The 13884-nt window shown below is 52.1% G+C and carries 13 protein-coding genes; 6 read left to right on the plus strand and 7 right to left on the minus strand.

The features are described 5' to 3' along the window. Positions 1 to 13: 13 nt before the first annotated feature. The gene (locus JSN25_RS01090) at positions 14 to 1024 is read left to right on the plus strand and encodes a LacI family DNA-binding transcriptional regulator (protein ID WP_038633346.1); all 1011 of its coding nucleotides are present in this window, start codon (positions 14 to 16) and stop codon (positions 1022 to 1024) included. Positions 1025 to 1073: 49 nt separating this feature from the next. On the opposite strand, the gene lysA is transcribed toward JSN25_RS01090, so the two are convergent. Next, entirely contained in the window at positions 1074 to 2330 is a 1257-nt protein-coding gene (gene lysA / locus JSN25_RS01095; protein WP_085048793.1) for a diaminopimelate decarboxylase, read from the minus strand. A gap of 118 nt (positions 2331 to 2448) precedes the next feature. Here lysA and JSN25_RS01100 point away from each other — a divergent pair, with 118 nt between their 5' ends. Further along, a complete protein-coding gene (locus tag JSN25_RS01100) occupies positions 2449 to 3384 on the plus strand; it encodes a LysR family transcriptional regulator (protein ID WP_160955406.1) in 936 nt (311 codons plus the stop codon). On the opposite strand, the gene JSN25_RS01105 is transcribed toward JSN25_RS01100, so the two are convergent. After that, complete coding sequence (locus tag JSN25_RS01105) at positions 3356 to 4063, minus strand: aspartate/glutamate racemase (protein WP_121529515.1); 708 nt, start codon at positions 4061 to 4063, stop codon at positions 3356 to 3358. The two genes, JSN25_RS01100 and JSN25_RS01105, sit on opposite strands and share 29 nt — an antisense overlap. Before the next feature lie 141 nt (positions 4064 to 4204). Here JSN25_RS01105 and JSN25_RS01110 point away from each other — a divergent pair, with 141 nt between their 5' ends. Beyond that, positions 4205 to 4531 carry a cupin domain-containing protein gene (locus JSN25_RS01110; RefSeq protein ID WP_085048791.1) on the plus strand — a complete coding sequence of 109 codons (327 nt, stop codon included), beginning with the start codon at positions 4205 to 4207 and terminating at the stop codon, positions 4529 to 4531. Between the two features lie 196 nt (positions 4532 to 4727). Then, positions 4728 to 5615, plus strand: coding sequence for an Rpn family recombination-promoting nuclease/putative transposase (locus JSN25_RS01115; protein ID WP_087856763.1), 888 nt, complete (start codon positions 4728 to 4730; stop codon positions 5613 to 5615). A gap of 55 nt (positions 5616 to 5670) precedes the next feature. On the opposite strand, the gene araE is transcribed toward JSN25_RS01115, so the two are convergent. From araE to JSN25_RS01140, 5 genes are all read right to left on the minus strand, one after another. After that, entirely contained in the window at positions 5671 to 7089 is a 1419-nt protein-coding gene (araE, locus tag JSN25_RS01120; RefSeq protein ID WP_204525390.1) for an arabinose-proton symporter AraE, read from the minus strand. A gap of 315 nt (positions 7090 to 7404) precedes the next feature. Continuing rightward, a complete protein-coding gene (kduD, locus tag JSN25_RS01125; protein ID WP_003033923.1) occupies positions 7405 to 8166 on the minus strand; it encodes a 2-dehydro-3-deoxy-D-gluconate 5-dehydrogenase KduD in 762 nt (253 codons plus the stop codon). Positions 8167 to 8224: 58 nt separating this feature from the next. Then, positions 8225 to 9061 (minus strand): 5-dehydro-4-deoxy-D-glucuronate isomerase, encoded by an 837-nt coding sequence (gene kduI, locus JSN25_RS01130; protein WP_042310807.1) that lies wholly within the window; start codon positions 9059 to 9061, stop codon positions 8225 to 8227. 478 nt (positions 9062 to 9539) lie between these two features. Then, on the minus strand, positions 9540 to 10718 hold the full coding sequence (locus JSN25_RS01135; protein ID WP_006686936.1) for an acetyl-CoA C-acetyltransferase: 1179 nt from the start codon (positions 10716 to 10718) through the stop codon (positions 9540 to 9542). Between the two features lie 102 nt (positions 10719 to 10820). Continuing rightward, positions 10821 to 11705: a LysR family transcriptional regulator gene (locus JSN25_RS01140; RefSeq protein ID WP_087856764.1), complete on the minus strand. Its 885-nt coding sequence runs from the start codon at positions 11703 to 11705 to the stop codon at positions 10821 to 10823. 101 nt (positions 11706 to 11806) lie between these two features. On the opposite strand from JSN25_RS01140, the gene JSN25_RS01145 reads away from it, so the two are divergent. Next, a complete protein-coding gene (locus JSN25_RS01145; protein WP_087856765.1) occupies positions 11807 to 12262 on the plus strand; it encodes a multidrug/biocide efflux PACE transporter in 456 nt (151 codons plus the stop codon). A gap of 142 nt (positions 12263 to 12404) precedes the next feature. Further along, positions 12405 to 13634 carry an amino acid permease gene (locus tag JSN25_RS01150; RefSeq protein WP_038633372.1) on the plus strand — a complete coding sequence of 410 codons (1230 nt, stop codon included), beginning with the start codon at positions 12405 to 12407 and terminating at the stop codon, positions 13632 to 13634. The last annotated feature ends 250 nt before the right edge of the window (positions 13635 to 13884 follow it).

Consider the following 13884-nt stretch of genomic DNA (forward strand, 5'->3'; position numbering starts at 1 on the left):
CCAGGATAGCGTCATGACCACGATGTTGGACGTTTCACGACACGCTGGCGTCTCAAAAGCGACCGTTTCGCGCGTGCTGAATGGTACGGGTCAGGTAAAAGAGAGCACGCGCCAGAAAGTGTTTAAGGCCATGCAGGCACTTGATTATCGACCCAATTTTTTAGCGCGTTCTTTAGCGAACCGAACCAGCAATAGCATTGGCCTGGTGGTTTCCACGTTTGATGGATTCTACTTTGGCCGCCTGCTGCAACAGGCTTCGCGCCAGACGGAATCTCACGGTAAGCAGTTGATCGTCACCGACGGTCACGACACGCCGGAGCGTGAACAGGAAGCCGTGCAAATGCTGGCCGACAGGCAGTGTGATGCCATTATTCTCTATACCCGTTATATGAGTGAGCAGGCGATTATGTCACTGATGAACAGCATTGCTATGCCGTTGCTGGTCATTAACCGTGATGTCAGTCAGGCCCGCGATCGCGCGATTTTCTTTGAACAGGAAGAAGCCGCGTTCCAGGCGGTCAATTATCTGATCTCCCAGGGGCATAGCGATATTGCCTGCATCACCGTGCCGGGCCATACCCCTACCGGTAAATCACGTTTGATGGGATATCGTAAAGCGCTGGAAAAAAACGGTATTCCCTGGGACCCCGGCAAGGTTAAATACGGCGATTCAACGATGACGCGTGGCTATGAAGCCTGTCGTGAGCTGCTGGAGGAAGGGGTGACATTCAGCGCCCTGTTCGCCTGTAACGATGACATGGCATTAGGTGCATCAAAAGCGTTGCATCAGGCTGGCCTGAAGATCCCGACGGACGTCTCGCTGTTTGGTTTTGACGATGCGCCCAGCGCTAAATGGCTGGAGCCGGGACTCTCTACCGTCTATCTGCCGATTGACGCCATGATAACAACGGCAATTGACCAGGCTATCCGTCTGGCCAACGGTGAGAGCGTAGAGCCGATCCCACCGTTTACCGGCAAACTGGTGTTGCGGGAATCGGTGACAACGGGGCCGTACTTTAAGTAATCAGATGCCGGATGGCGCTACACTTATCCGGCTTTTCACAACGCTGTATTCAGATTAATTCCAGCGCCAGTAGCTCATCAATAGTCTGACGACGACGGATCAGTCGCGCCACGCCGTGATCAAACAACACCTCCGGCAGCAGCGGGCGACTATTGTAGTTTGACGACATTGACGCGCCGTACGCCCCGGTATCATGCAGCACCAGATAATCCCCCGGCACCACCGCTGGCAGTAGACGGGTTTCCACATTTCCGCCTTCCTGCTGGGTAAAGACGTCGCCGGACTCACACAGCGGCCCGGCTACTACGGTTTCTATTTGCGCGGCTTGCTCCAGAGAACGGCCATCTCCCGCCAGTGCAGAGATATGGTGATAGCTACCGTACATCGCCGGGCGCATCAGATCGTTGAAGCCTGCGTCAATCAGCACAAAGTGACGGCTGCCCATCGCTTTTACGCTGCGCACCTGCGCCACCAGCACGCCGGATTCCGCCACCAGAAAACGGCCCGGTTCGATCTCCAATTTAACAGCGTGCCCCAGATGACGCGCAATTTGATCGCGCGCGGCGTTCCATAACCCAAAATAATGATCGGTGTTGATCGCCTCTTCGCCCTCACGATATGGGATCGACAGCCCGCCGCCCGCGGAGATCGCCTCCAGATCCTGACCAAACTCGACAACCTGACGCACCATCGCGCCGCATACCTGTTCCAGATGGCCGTAGTCGACGCCGGATCCGATATGCATATGAATGCCAACCAGCTTCAACTGATAGCGCTGGATCACTTCCAGCGCCGCCGGTAGATCGCTGTACCAGATCCCGTGTTTGCTGTTCTCGCCGCCGGTGTTGGTTTTCTGACTATGCCCATGACCAAAGCCAGGGTTCACGCGTAGCCACACGCGATGGCCCGGCGAAAGCTGACCCAGTTGCTCCAGCATATCCACTGAACCGGCATTTACCGGAATGCTCAATTCATGCACCCGAGCGAGCGTCGCGCCATCGATCATATCGGCGGTAAAGACAATCTCATCTTTTCCCGGCTCAAAACCCGCCGCCAGCGCGCGTTCAATTTCGCCCAGCGAGACGGAATCGACCTTCACGCCCTGCTCGCGCATCAGGCGCAGAATATGAATATTTGAGCATGCCTTCTGGGCAAAACGCACCACGTCAAACTGGCTCAGTTTGGCAATCTGCGCGCGGATAATCTGCGCATCATACACCCACACCGGGCAGCCAAATTCAGCGGGCAGGCGTAGCAGGTTGTCGGCGGTGAGATCGGTATCAGTGCTGTTGAGTGGGCGTGGCATGGTGTGCTCCGGTATTGGCTTTTTTATGATTACGCCACAGCCCGAAAAGAATAAAAAATATCGTTTTATCGTGAGTCTATGCAAAAATGATATGGATTACATCATTCGAGGATCCGCCATGCCCGCCGTTAACCTGCGCCATATTGAAATTTTTCACGCCATCATGACCGCAGGCAATCTGACGGAAGCCGCGCGGATGCTACATACCTCGCAGCCGACCGTCAGTCGGGAACTGGCCCGATTCGAGAAAGTGCTGGGATTAACGCTGTTCGAACGTTCGCGTGGCAGGCTGCATCCGACCGTGCAAGGGTTACGTCTGTTTGAAGAGGTGCAACGTTCCTGGTATGGTCTGGACAGGATTGTGAGCGCCGCTGAAAGCCTGCGCGAATTTCGTCAGGGCGAATTATCGATTGTCTGCCTGCCGGTGTTCTCGCAGTCTTTTTTACCGCCGCTGCTGGAGCCATTCCTCACACGCTACCCGCAGGTCAATATTCAGATAGTGCCGCAGGAGTCACCATTGCTGGAAGAGTGGCTGTCGGCGCAACGCCACGATCTGGGGATCACAGAAACTCTGCATACTCCCGCCGGCACTAAACGTACAGAATTGCTGGCGCTGGATGAAGTATGCGTGCTGCCACAGGGACATCCGCTGAGCGGGAAAGCGGTATTAACGCCGCAGGATTTTCAGGGCGAAAACTACATCAGCCTGTCGCGGACTGACAGTTACCGTCAGCTTCTGGACACCCTGTTTAATGAGCATCAGGTGAAACGCCGCATGGTAATAGAAACCCATAGCGCCGCTTCAATTTGTGCCATGGTGCGGGCGGGCGTAGGGATCTCGGTGGTCAATCCATTAACGGCGCTGGATTACGCCAGTAGCGGGATCGTTATTCGCCGCTTCAGTATTTCGGTACCGTTTACGGTCAGCCTGATTCACCCGCTTCATCGCCCCGCCTCGGCGCTGGTAGATGCTTTCACCGCGCATCTGCAAGCCCATCTGCCGAAGCTAATCGATCCGCTGAACGCTATTTTACATCCACAGACGAAAGCATAAACTCCACCGCATCTTGCGCATGGATAGCCGCAGTGTCGAAAACCGGTAGTGGGCTTAGCTCGGCTGGCACCAGCAGACCAATCTCGGTACAGCCAAAAATTACCCCTTGCGCGCCCTGCTTAGCCAGCTGAGCAATCACACTGAGGTAATAATCGCGGGACGTGTTACTGAATTCGCCGAGGCACAGCTCATCGAAAATAATCTGGTTTATTTTTTGCCGGTCGTTAGCGTCAGGGATAAGCGTACTAATGCCAAATTCAGCCTGTAAGCGCCCACGGTAAAAATCCTGCTCCATGGTGTAGCGCGTACCCAGCAGCGCCACGTTGCTCATCTGCTGCTTTTGTATGGCGCGACCAGTGGCATCAGCAATATGCAGGAACGGTACATCACAGGCGGTTGCAATCGCCTCAGCAACCTTGTGCATCGTGTTGGTACACAACACGATGCCCTCAGCTCCCGCCTCCTGTAGCCCTCTGGCGGCCTGCGCGAGGATCTGCCCGGCCCGCTGCCAGTCGCCGCTGGACTGACAGGCTTCAATCTCATGAAAATCTACGCTGTGCAACAGAATCTGTGCCGAATGCAGGCCACCCAGACGCTGTTTTACCCCTTCATTAATGAGTCGATAATAAGGAATGGTGGATTCCCAGCTCATACCGCCTAACAGACCGATCGTTTTCATCGCTTCCCCTCATTTGTTGTTATCTCTTCAGTGAACCAAAGATGTGATCAACTTTCCACATCTGTTGGTGTGCATTTCTTTTTATACTTTGCTGATATAAATTTAATAAAACACCGTTTCACTAACTTACAGGAATGTCGGATGTTTATTTTTCATAAAGAGACCACGCTTGAAGATCTGGGCAATGGCGTTACCCGTCGCATTCTTGCTCACGACGGTAAAATGATGGCGGTTGAGGTGAACTTCGAGCAGGGCGCGATTGGTCCGCTGCACAACCACCCGCATGAACAGCTGACTTACGTTTTATCCGGTGAGTTTGAATTTACTATTGGGGAAGAAAAGCATGTCGTTTCCGCAGGTGACACCCTGTATAAACAGCCCAACATTATGCATGGCTGCGTCTGCTTAAAAGCAGGAACATTACTCGATACGTTCACTCCGGTGCGCGACGATTTTCTGCACGGGTAATTTCGCTGTTCTCAAACCATGCTACTGACCGGTCTGAGAACACGCTAAAATGCGTACTCAGTTCCCTAAAAATGCATACGTTACAAGGTAGGGTATTTTCCTTCGATACCAGCTCGCATAAGCGTTAATTCCGGGATGCGCCCCGCCATGTGGGCGATTACAGTCACGTTAACTTAATTAACGGTGACGGATCGCCATGACAAAAATGACAACGGCCACTCCACATGACGCGGTCTTCAAACAGTTCTTGTACCATCCCGATACCGCAAGAGATTTTCTGGATATCTATCTTCCATCAACCTTGCGGGAGCTATGTGATCTGCAAACACTAAAACTGGAATCAGGCAGTTTTATTGAGGATAGCCTGCGAGCCAGCTACTCCGACGTGCTGTGGTCATTAAAAACAAACGAAGGCGTTGGATATATCTATGTTGTTATTGAGCATCAGAGTTCGCCAGACGCTCACATGGCATTCCGGCTAATGCGCTACGCCATGGCTGCAATGCAACGCCATCTGGATGCTGGCCATAAAACATTACCTTTGGTGATACCGATGCTGTTTTATCATGGCGCTCTCAGCCCCTACCCCTTTTCACTCTGCTGGCTGGATGAGTTTGACGATCCCGCATTGGCACGACAGTTATACTCAGCAACATTTCCGCTGGTAGATATCACCGTAATACCCGATGACGAAATTATGCAACATCGCCGTATAGCACTGCTGGAATTGATGCAAAAACATATCCGCAAGCGTGATTTAATGGGATTAGTGGAACAACTGGTCTCGTTGCTGGCTACGGGATACGCTAATGACAGCCAGCTCAAAACGCTATTTAATTACATGATGCAGTTTGGAAATACGCCTCACGTTGATAAATTTATCCGTGAGGTTGCCTACCGGGTACCACAGCAAAAGGAACGTCTGATGACTATCGCGGAAGTATTGCAACAGGAAGCCAAACAACAAGAGGCATTACGCATTGCCCAGATGATGTTAGCGAATGGTATTAGTCATGAAATTATACTAAAGATAACCGGGCTGTCTGCTAAGGACCTCCTCGCCAGGCAGGCCTCTCCACATTGAAACAGGTAGCAATGGGAGCCCGATAATGAGTTGATCTATCGGGCTCTCTGCTCACTTACCCCCCAATATTTCTTAGCTTCTCACCCGACATCAGCTTGCGCTCGATGTGTTCCAGCGTGACGTTTTTGGTTTCCGGGATAAGCCAGAATGTAATACCGATAAAAGCGACGTTCAACGCGGTATACAGCCAGAATGTACCCGCCGCGCCGATGCTGTCGAGCAGCGTCAGGAACGTGGCGCCAATGATCATGTTCGACACCCAATTGGTGGTGGTCGAGCAGGTAATACCAAAATCGCGGCATTTCAGCGGCTGAATTTCCGAACACAGGATCCACACCACCGGCGCGGCGCTCATCGCGTAACCTGCAATGCACATCATGGTCATACCGACTGACAGCCAGGACAGACCACTGGAAGCCGTGCCGTTATCAAACTGCATCAGGCAATAGCCGAGTACCAGCGTCCCAATGGCCATCACGCTGAAACCAATTTTAAGCGCCGGTTTGCGTCCGGCTTTATCTACCGTAAAGACGGCAATAAATGTCGCGAACATGAACGTTAAGCCGACCACCAGCGTGGCAATCATCTGCTGTTCGGTGGTGGTAAAGCCCGCCATTTTAAAAATGCGCGGCGCGTAATACATAATGATGTTCATCCCGGTAAACTGCTGCATCGCCTGCAACAACATTCCGAGGAAAACCGCGCGACGCACGTTACGGTTAATTTTAAATAGCGCCCATCCGCCCTGCTTCAGCTTCAGGCTTTCACGGATTTCGTTCAGCTCATCGCGGGCTTTTTCTGACGTATCGCGCAGCATTCGCAATACTTCTTCGGCTTCGATGTGGCGACCTTTTTCCGCCAGCCAGCGCGGACTGTTCGGCAGGAAAACCACCAGGATAATCAGTAACACTGCCGGGAGCGCCAGCACCCCCAACATGGCGCGCCAGTTACCGCTGTAGCTAAATGCCGTATCAGATAAAAAGGCCAGCACAATACCCAGCGTAACCATCAACTGGTACATACTGATCATCTTACCGCGCACATTCTCACTGGCCATTTCGGAAAGATAGAGCGGCGCGGTGTAAGACGCGATACCCACCGCAACGCCCAGCACCACGCGGGCAAAAATAAGCATTTCAACGCTGGACGCAAACGCCGATCCCAGAGATCCGACGACAAAAAGGATCGCGCCCGCCATCAGGCTGTATTTACGTCCCAGGCGGAATGACAGCCAACCATTAAATAGTGCGCCAATTGCCGCACCCAGCATCATGCTGCTCACCACCCACTCCTGCAGACGGCTGGTCAGGACAAAATGATCGGTGATGAAAGGCAACGCGCCCGCTATCACGCCAATATCCAGGCCGAATAACAATCCTGCGACAGCCGCAGAGATAGAGACAAACATATTCATACGTCGCGTATCGCGCACAGGGCGCGGCGCTAAAGCAGCATCATTATTTATTGAGACCATTTTTTCCTGCCAGATACAGAGTAAACCATGTCCCTGAAAGTAAGGGATCCCTTACATGGAGCGTCAGGCGGGAAACGGCAAAAACATGGATGAAATAGCTACACCACCTCGTTATGTGATGGATATTCCAATTTTAAAATTTATCAGCAACCACTCAATTAAATTTAATTTATTGATATTAAAGAGGATTAAACATTACAAATTCATACATATATAATTATGTATGGATTAATTTATAGACAGAATATGGATTAAAATAACTTAAAACTAAAAAAAACCCTGCCAGATGACAGGGTTTGTTGTTCAGAGAATGTATTAACGTGCCAGCCAGCCGCCGTCTACCGCAACGGTATAGCCGTTAATATAGTCAGACGCGCTGGACGCCAGGAACACAACAGGCCCCATCAGGTCGCTCGGCAGTCCCCAACGTCCTGCCGGAATACGATCGAGGATTTCTGCGCTACGCTGCTCATCAGCACGCAGTTGCTGAGTGTTGTTGGTCGCCATATAACCCGGCGCAATCGCGTTGACGTTGATGTTATGTTTTGCCCACTCGTTCGCCATCAGACGGGTGACGCCCATTACGCCGCTTTTAGACGCGGTGTAAGACGGAACGCGGATACCGCCCTGGAAAGAGAGCATAGAGGCGATATTGATAATTTTGCCGCCGTTACCCTGAGCGATAAAGTGCTTCGCCGCGGCCTGAGACATAAAGAATACGCTCTTAATGTTCAGGTTCATCACGTCATCCCAGTCTTTTTCGCTGAAGTCGATCGCATCGTCACGACGGATAAGGCCCGCATTGTTGACGAGAATATCGATATGGCCGAATTCTGCCACTGCGCGCTCCAGCAGCGCTGGAATACCATCAATTTGGCGCAGGTCGGCGGTCAGACTCAAGAAACGGCGGCCCAGTGCGGTCACACGTTCGATGGTTTCCGTCGGTTCAACAATGTTGATACCGACAATATCGCAACCCGCTTCCGCCAGCCCCAGCGCCATACCCTGACCCAGGCCGGTGTCGCAACCGGTCACAACGGCGACTTTACCTTCAAGAGAGAATGCATTCAAAATCATTGTAAATCCTTAATTTTTTATAATGCCCGCCGCAGGCAGGCACGGCTGTCGCCCGCAACTAGCGCAGATCTTTGACGGCGACATGGTCCATATCATCAAAGACCTGGTTTTCACCCACCATGCCCCAAATGAACGTATAAGCTTTTGTGCCAACGCCTGAGTGAATAGACCAGCTCGGCGAAATCACCGCCTGCTCGTTGTGCATCACAATATGACGCGTTTCCTGGGGCTGTCCCATCATGTGGAAGACGCAGGTATCTTCTTCCATGTTGAAGTAGAAGTAGACTTCCATACGGCGTTCATGGGTATGGCACGGCATGGTGTTCCACAGGTTGCCCGGCGCCAGTTCAGTCAGGCCCATGCTCAACTGGCAGGTTTCCAGCACATCCGGCACAAAATATTTATTGATGGTGCGACGATTACTGGTGAGGTTGTCGCCCAGCGTCACTGGCGCAACGTCAGCAGGCGTGACTTTTTTGGTTGGATAAGTCGTGTGGGCCGGCGCGCAGTTGTAGTAAAACTTCGCCGGTTTCGCCGTATCAACGCTGGCAAACACGACTTCTTTTGCCCCTTTGCCGACGTACAGCGCATCACGATGACCAATTTCATAGCACTGACCGTCAACGGTAATCGTGCCCGGACCACCGATGTTAATCACACCCAGCTCACGGCGTTCGAGAAAATAGGTTACGCCCAGTTGTTTACCGACTTCGCCACCCACAGAGACGGTTTTGGCCACAGGCATAATACCGCCGACAATAATACGGTCGATGTGGCTGTAAACCATGGTGTATTCATCTGCGACAAATACTTCTTCGACTAAAAACTCATTACGCAGCCCCTGAGTGTCGAGGGTTTTTGCATGCGCACTATGGATGCTTTGTCTTACGTCCACATTTACCTCCAGTGATAAATTGACCGTGAATACTTTAACGAATAGCAAAACGCTGTTCCGTTTTATCTAATGCGCTCATGATAGCCCTCCCGGATAGGGTTTTCAATTGCAAATGAAACGTTGTTTCACTTTTTCCGCATCTTATTATCAAAAGTGTAATTGCGATCACGCTCGGCAAATAAATCGCGGGAGCAATTCAAATAAAATCACTTAAAACAATTAGATAGATAAAACACAAAGGAGATAATCATGAGTGGCAGGGATAAGACATTGAAAATACAGCCGGGCACATACGATGTTCGCACACCTTTGCTGACAAAGTGCGCAGTCAATAACATGAAATGAAACAATGTTTTGATATATTGACGGCGTTTAGAGTGTATGTTTCTGTAACTGGCCTTGCCCTCCTGTTGGAGGGCTTTTTTATGGATGCCGGGGTAACACAAAAAAGGCGTTTAAGAAGGGAAATCTAAGATCGTTAGTCTCGTTCGATAGCGAGCGCCACCCCTTGACCGCCGCCGATACACAGCGTTGCCAGCCCTTTGTGCGCCCGACGTTTCACCATTTCATGCACCAGCGAAACCAGAATACGACAACCCGATGCGCCAATCGGATGGCCAAGCGCGATAGCGCCGCCGTTCACATTTACCCGCCGCTCATCCCACTCCAGCATTTTCCCAACGGACAATGCCTGCGCGGCGAACGCTTCGTTGGCTTCGATCAGATCAACATCAGCCAGTTGCCAGCCCACACGCTCAAGGCAGCGGCGCGTCGCATACACTGGCGCAATCCCCATCAGTGCGGGATCGACCCCGACGCTGGCGAACGCGCGAATGCGGGCCAGCACCGGCAAATTCAGCTCCTGCGCCTTGGCCTCGCTCATCATCATCACCGCGGCGGCGCCATCGTTGATGGATGAGGCGTTCCCCGCGGTGACCGAACCGAGCCGGTCGAAGGTAGGATCCAGACGCGCCAACCCTTCCGCACTGGCATCGGTACGCGGTTGCTCATCGGTATCCACTACGAATGATTGGCCATTACGCTGGGTCACCACCGGCACGATTTCATCCTTAAAGCGTCCGGCGTCGATAGCCATCCGAGCCTTGTGTTGCGAGTGCAGCGCGTAGGCATCCTGTAATTCACGGCTAATGCCATATTCCCGCGCCAGGTTTTCCGCAGTGACGCCCATATGATAATCGTTGAAAGCATCCCACAGACCGTCATGCACCAGGCTGTCGACCAGTTGACTGTTCCCCAGTTGTGCGCCAGTGCGGCTATCGGTAAGGACATGCGGCGCACGGCTCATATTCTCCTGCCCGCCGGCAATCACAATGTCAGCTTCACCGCACTGGATAGCCTGGGTCGCCAGATGCAGCGCTTTCAGCCCCGAACCGCAAACATCGTTAATGGTGATGGCGGAAACGGTATTAGGTAGCCCACCATTGATGGCGGACTGACGGGCCGGGTTCTGCCCGGCACCTGCGGTAAGCACCTGCCCGAGGATCACTTCATCCACGGCGTGAACATCCACGCCCGTGCGTTCCAGCAACGCTCTGACCACCATGCTGCCTAACTCAACGGCAGAGTGGCGCGCCAGCGTTCCCTGGAAGCAGCCAATCGGTGTCCTTAACGCCCCGACTATCACAACCTCTTTCATCACTACCTCAGCGCAAAATAACACCGCAATAGTAGATGATTGTTAAAAGTAGTTATCAAAGTTGTTTAAAAATGGTGATTTTCATCACAAAGGAATTTCGTATCATTTATTGGTCATCTGAACACCACTCTGCTGTAAATGGTCGCGCAGCCAACTTCCCGCCACGCCAGGCGGTGATTTCTTATTCCACAACAGATCGATAGAGATAGCCTTTGGCCAGCCGGGCACCTGTAGCTGAACCAGCGGTTTTTCCGCGGCAAACTCCTCCACCAGCGCACAAGGGAGCGCGCACCAACCGAATCCCTGAACCGCCATACTCAGCAACAACAAATAGTTAGGCGCTGACCAGACCGGTCCGCGCGCCACGTTAGTACCGCTTTCCAGGTAGGTATTCAGGCGCAGTTCGCGCCAGGTGTGGAGTTGTTCCCATTGTAGTTTTTCCTGACTCGCCAGCGGATGCGAGTCCGCAACGTACAACCCCATCCAGGACTGCATCGGCAGCCGCGTCACGCCCATGTCGGTCGGGTAATCATCTCTTGCCTCAATCAATCCGACCTGCGCGCGCCCTTTTTGCAGCAGATCGATCACGTCTTCATCTTCACCAATCAGACATTCAAACTCGGTATGCGGAAACTTGCGGTCAAACTGCACCATCAGTTCTTCCAGCACATCCGGGTGCAACGTGTCCGAAAGCACGAAGGTCAGGCGCGCCTCCGTCTCACCCGACAGCGAGATTGCCGCCTCATCGAGACGTTCGCTGGCTGTCAAAATTGCCTGCACATAGCCCAGCACCCGTTTACCTTCTTCGGTCAGCGTTGGCTGACGGGAGGATCGGTCAAACAACGCAAAACCGAGATCGGCTTCCAGATGCGCAATAGCCGTACTGATAGTGGACTGGCTTTTACGCAGCCGTCGGGCCGCCGCAGAAAATGAGCCGCAGGAAACGGTCTCTACAAATGCCGTTAACGCTTCAGGAGAGTAACGCATGAACTATCTACTTTATCGATGGATACTATCTTTTAGATATCACATAAAACGATAAAATTGCCACCATTCCGTTATCCGGGCATCAAAGAAGGTTTGAGGTTATGCAACACGATACAGTCCAGCGCCGCTCGTTAGTAGAGCGAATTTTTCATGCCGTTTGTTTTGAAGGCATTGCCACCGCGATCCTTGCGCCGACTACCGCGTGGCTGATGCAGCGTTCGGTGCTGGAAATGGGCGGACTGACCATTATTCTGGCTACCACGGCGATGATCTGGAATATCATTTATAACGCCCTGTTTGACCGCTTATGGCCGTCGCATCGGGTAAAACGTACGGCTAAAGTTCGCGCCTTTCACGCCTTAGGCTTCGAGAGCGGGTTTATTGTGATCGGGGTGAGCATCGTGGCCTATGTGTTGAACGTCAGCCTGCTTCAGGCATTCACGTTGGAAATAGGTTTCTTCCTGTTCTTCCTGCCGTACACCATGTTCTATAACTGGGCGTATGACACATTACGCGAGCGCATGATGAAGCGCCGCCAGCAGCGCGTTACTGCCTGATAATTCAATAAATAGTCGGAATTATCTTGATTCCGGCTATTCATCCATTCACCAGCCCGCTTGTTCACACTTCCCCCAGCCCCTCTCATTTGTGGTAAATTGCGCTTCTTTTTGTTTATTTTATAGTTGATACGTTCAAATAATGTCGAAAATTTGGTCAAAAGAAGAGACTCTCTGGAGCTTCGCACTATATGGGACTGCCGTCGGCGCAGGAACCCTCTTCCTCCCCATACAGCTGGGTTCTGCAGGCGCGGTGGTGCTGTTTATCACCGCCCTCGTGGCCTGGCCTTTAACCTACTGGCCACACAAGGCGCTGTGCCAGTTTATCCTGTCGTCAAAAACGTCAGCAGGCGAAGGCATCACCGGTGCAGTCACCCATTACTACGGCAAGAAGATCGGTAACCTGATCACCACTCTCTATTTTATTGCCTTCTTTGTCGTCGTGCTGATCTACGCCGTGGCGATAACCAATTCACTCACCGAACAGCTGGCAAAACATATCGCCATCGATTTGCGTGTTCGCGTGCTGGTGAGTCTCGGCGTGGTGCTGGTACTGAACCTGATTTTTCTGATGGGCCGACAAGCCACCATTCGGGTTATGGGCTTTCTGGTATTCCCGCTCATCGCGTACTTTTTGTTCCTTTCGCTCTACCTGACCGGAAGCTGGCAGCCAACGCTACTCACCGGCCAGATGTCTTTCGATCAGCACACGCTTCATCAGGTTTGGATCTCTATTCCCGTGATGGTTTTCGCTTTTAGCCATACGCCAATTATCTCAACGTTCGCCATTGACCGACGTGAGAAATACGGCGAGCAGGCCATGGGTAAATGCAAAAAAATCATGAAGGTCGCCTACGTCATCATCTGCCTGAGCGTACTGTTTTTCGTCTTCAGCTGTTTGCTTTCGATTCCAACAAACTATATCGAAGACGCGAAAAATGAAGGCGTGACCATTCTGTCAGCGTTATCGATGATGCCAAACGCACCGGCATGGCTGTCGATTTCCGGGATTATTGTCGCCGTTGTGGCGATGTCAAAATCGTTCCTTGGCACCTACTTTGGCGTGATTGAAGGGGCAACAGAAGTGGTAAAAACGTCGCTGCATCAGGTGGGCGTGAAGAAAAGCCGGGCTTTTAACCGCGCCCTGTCCATTATGTTAGTTTCGGCCATTACGTTTATCGTCTGCTGCATTAATCCTAATGCGATTTCAATGATTTACGCCATTAGCGGGCCACTCATCGCCATGATTTTGTTTATCATGCCGACTCTCTCCACTTATCTGATACCGGCGTTAAAGCCGTACCGTTCAGTGGGTAATCTGATCACTCTGATTGTCGGGTTGCTGTGTGTATCTGTGATGTTTTTTGGCTAGAACGTATAGTTAACGGCTCATTCTCCTGAAATTGGGTGCGATGCCGCTCATTTAACGACTCAGTTTCAGAAAGTATCAACCTGTRYTRGCGGARGTAAWGAACATGCTATCTCRGAGAAAGSGTTCCGTTCACCTCATGYTCATTGYTTCTCTGAAGTACCGATTCCTGTGAACGTGCAAGGGAGGCTCACCGCCGCCTCCCTTGCAACCCAGGCTCCCGGCGGGAAAATCGTCGCTACGCGATTATTCG

Origin of the sequence: Citrobacter cronae (genome assembly GCF_016893685.1) — a bacterium.
Taxonomy (GTDB): Bacteria; Pseudomonadota; Gammaproteobacteria; order Enterobacterales; family Enterobacteriaceae; genus Citrobacter; species Citrobacter werkmanii.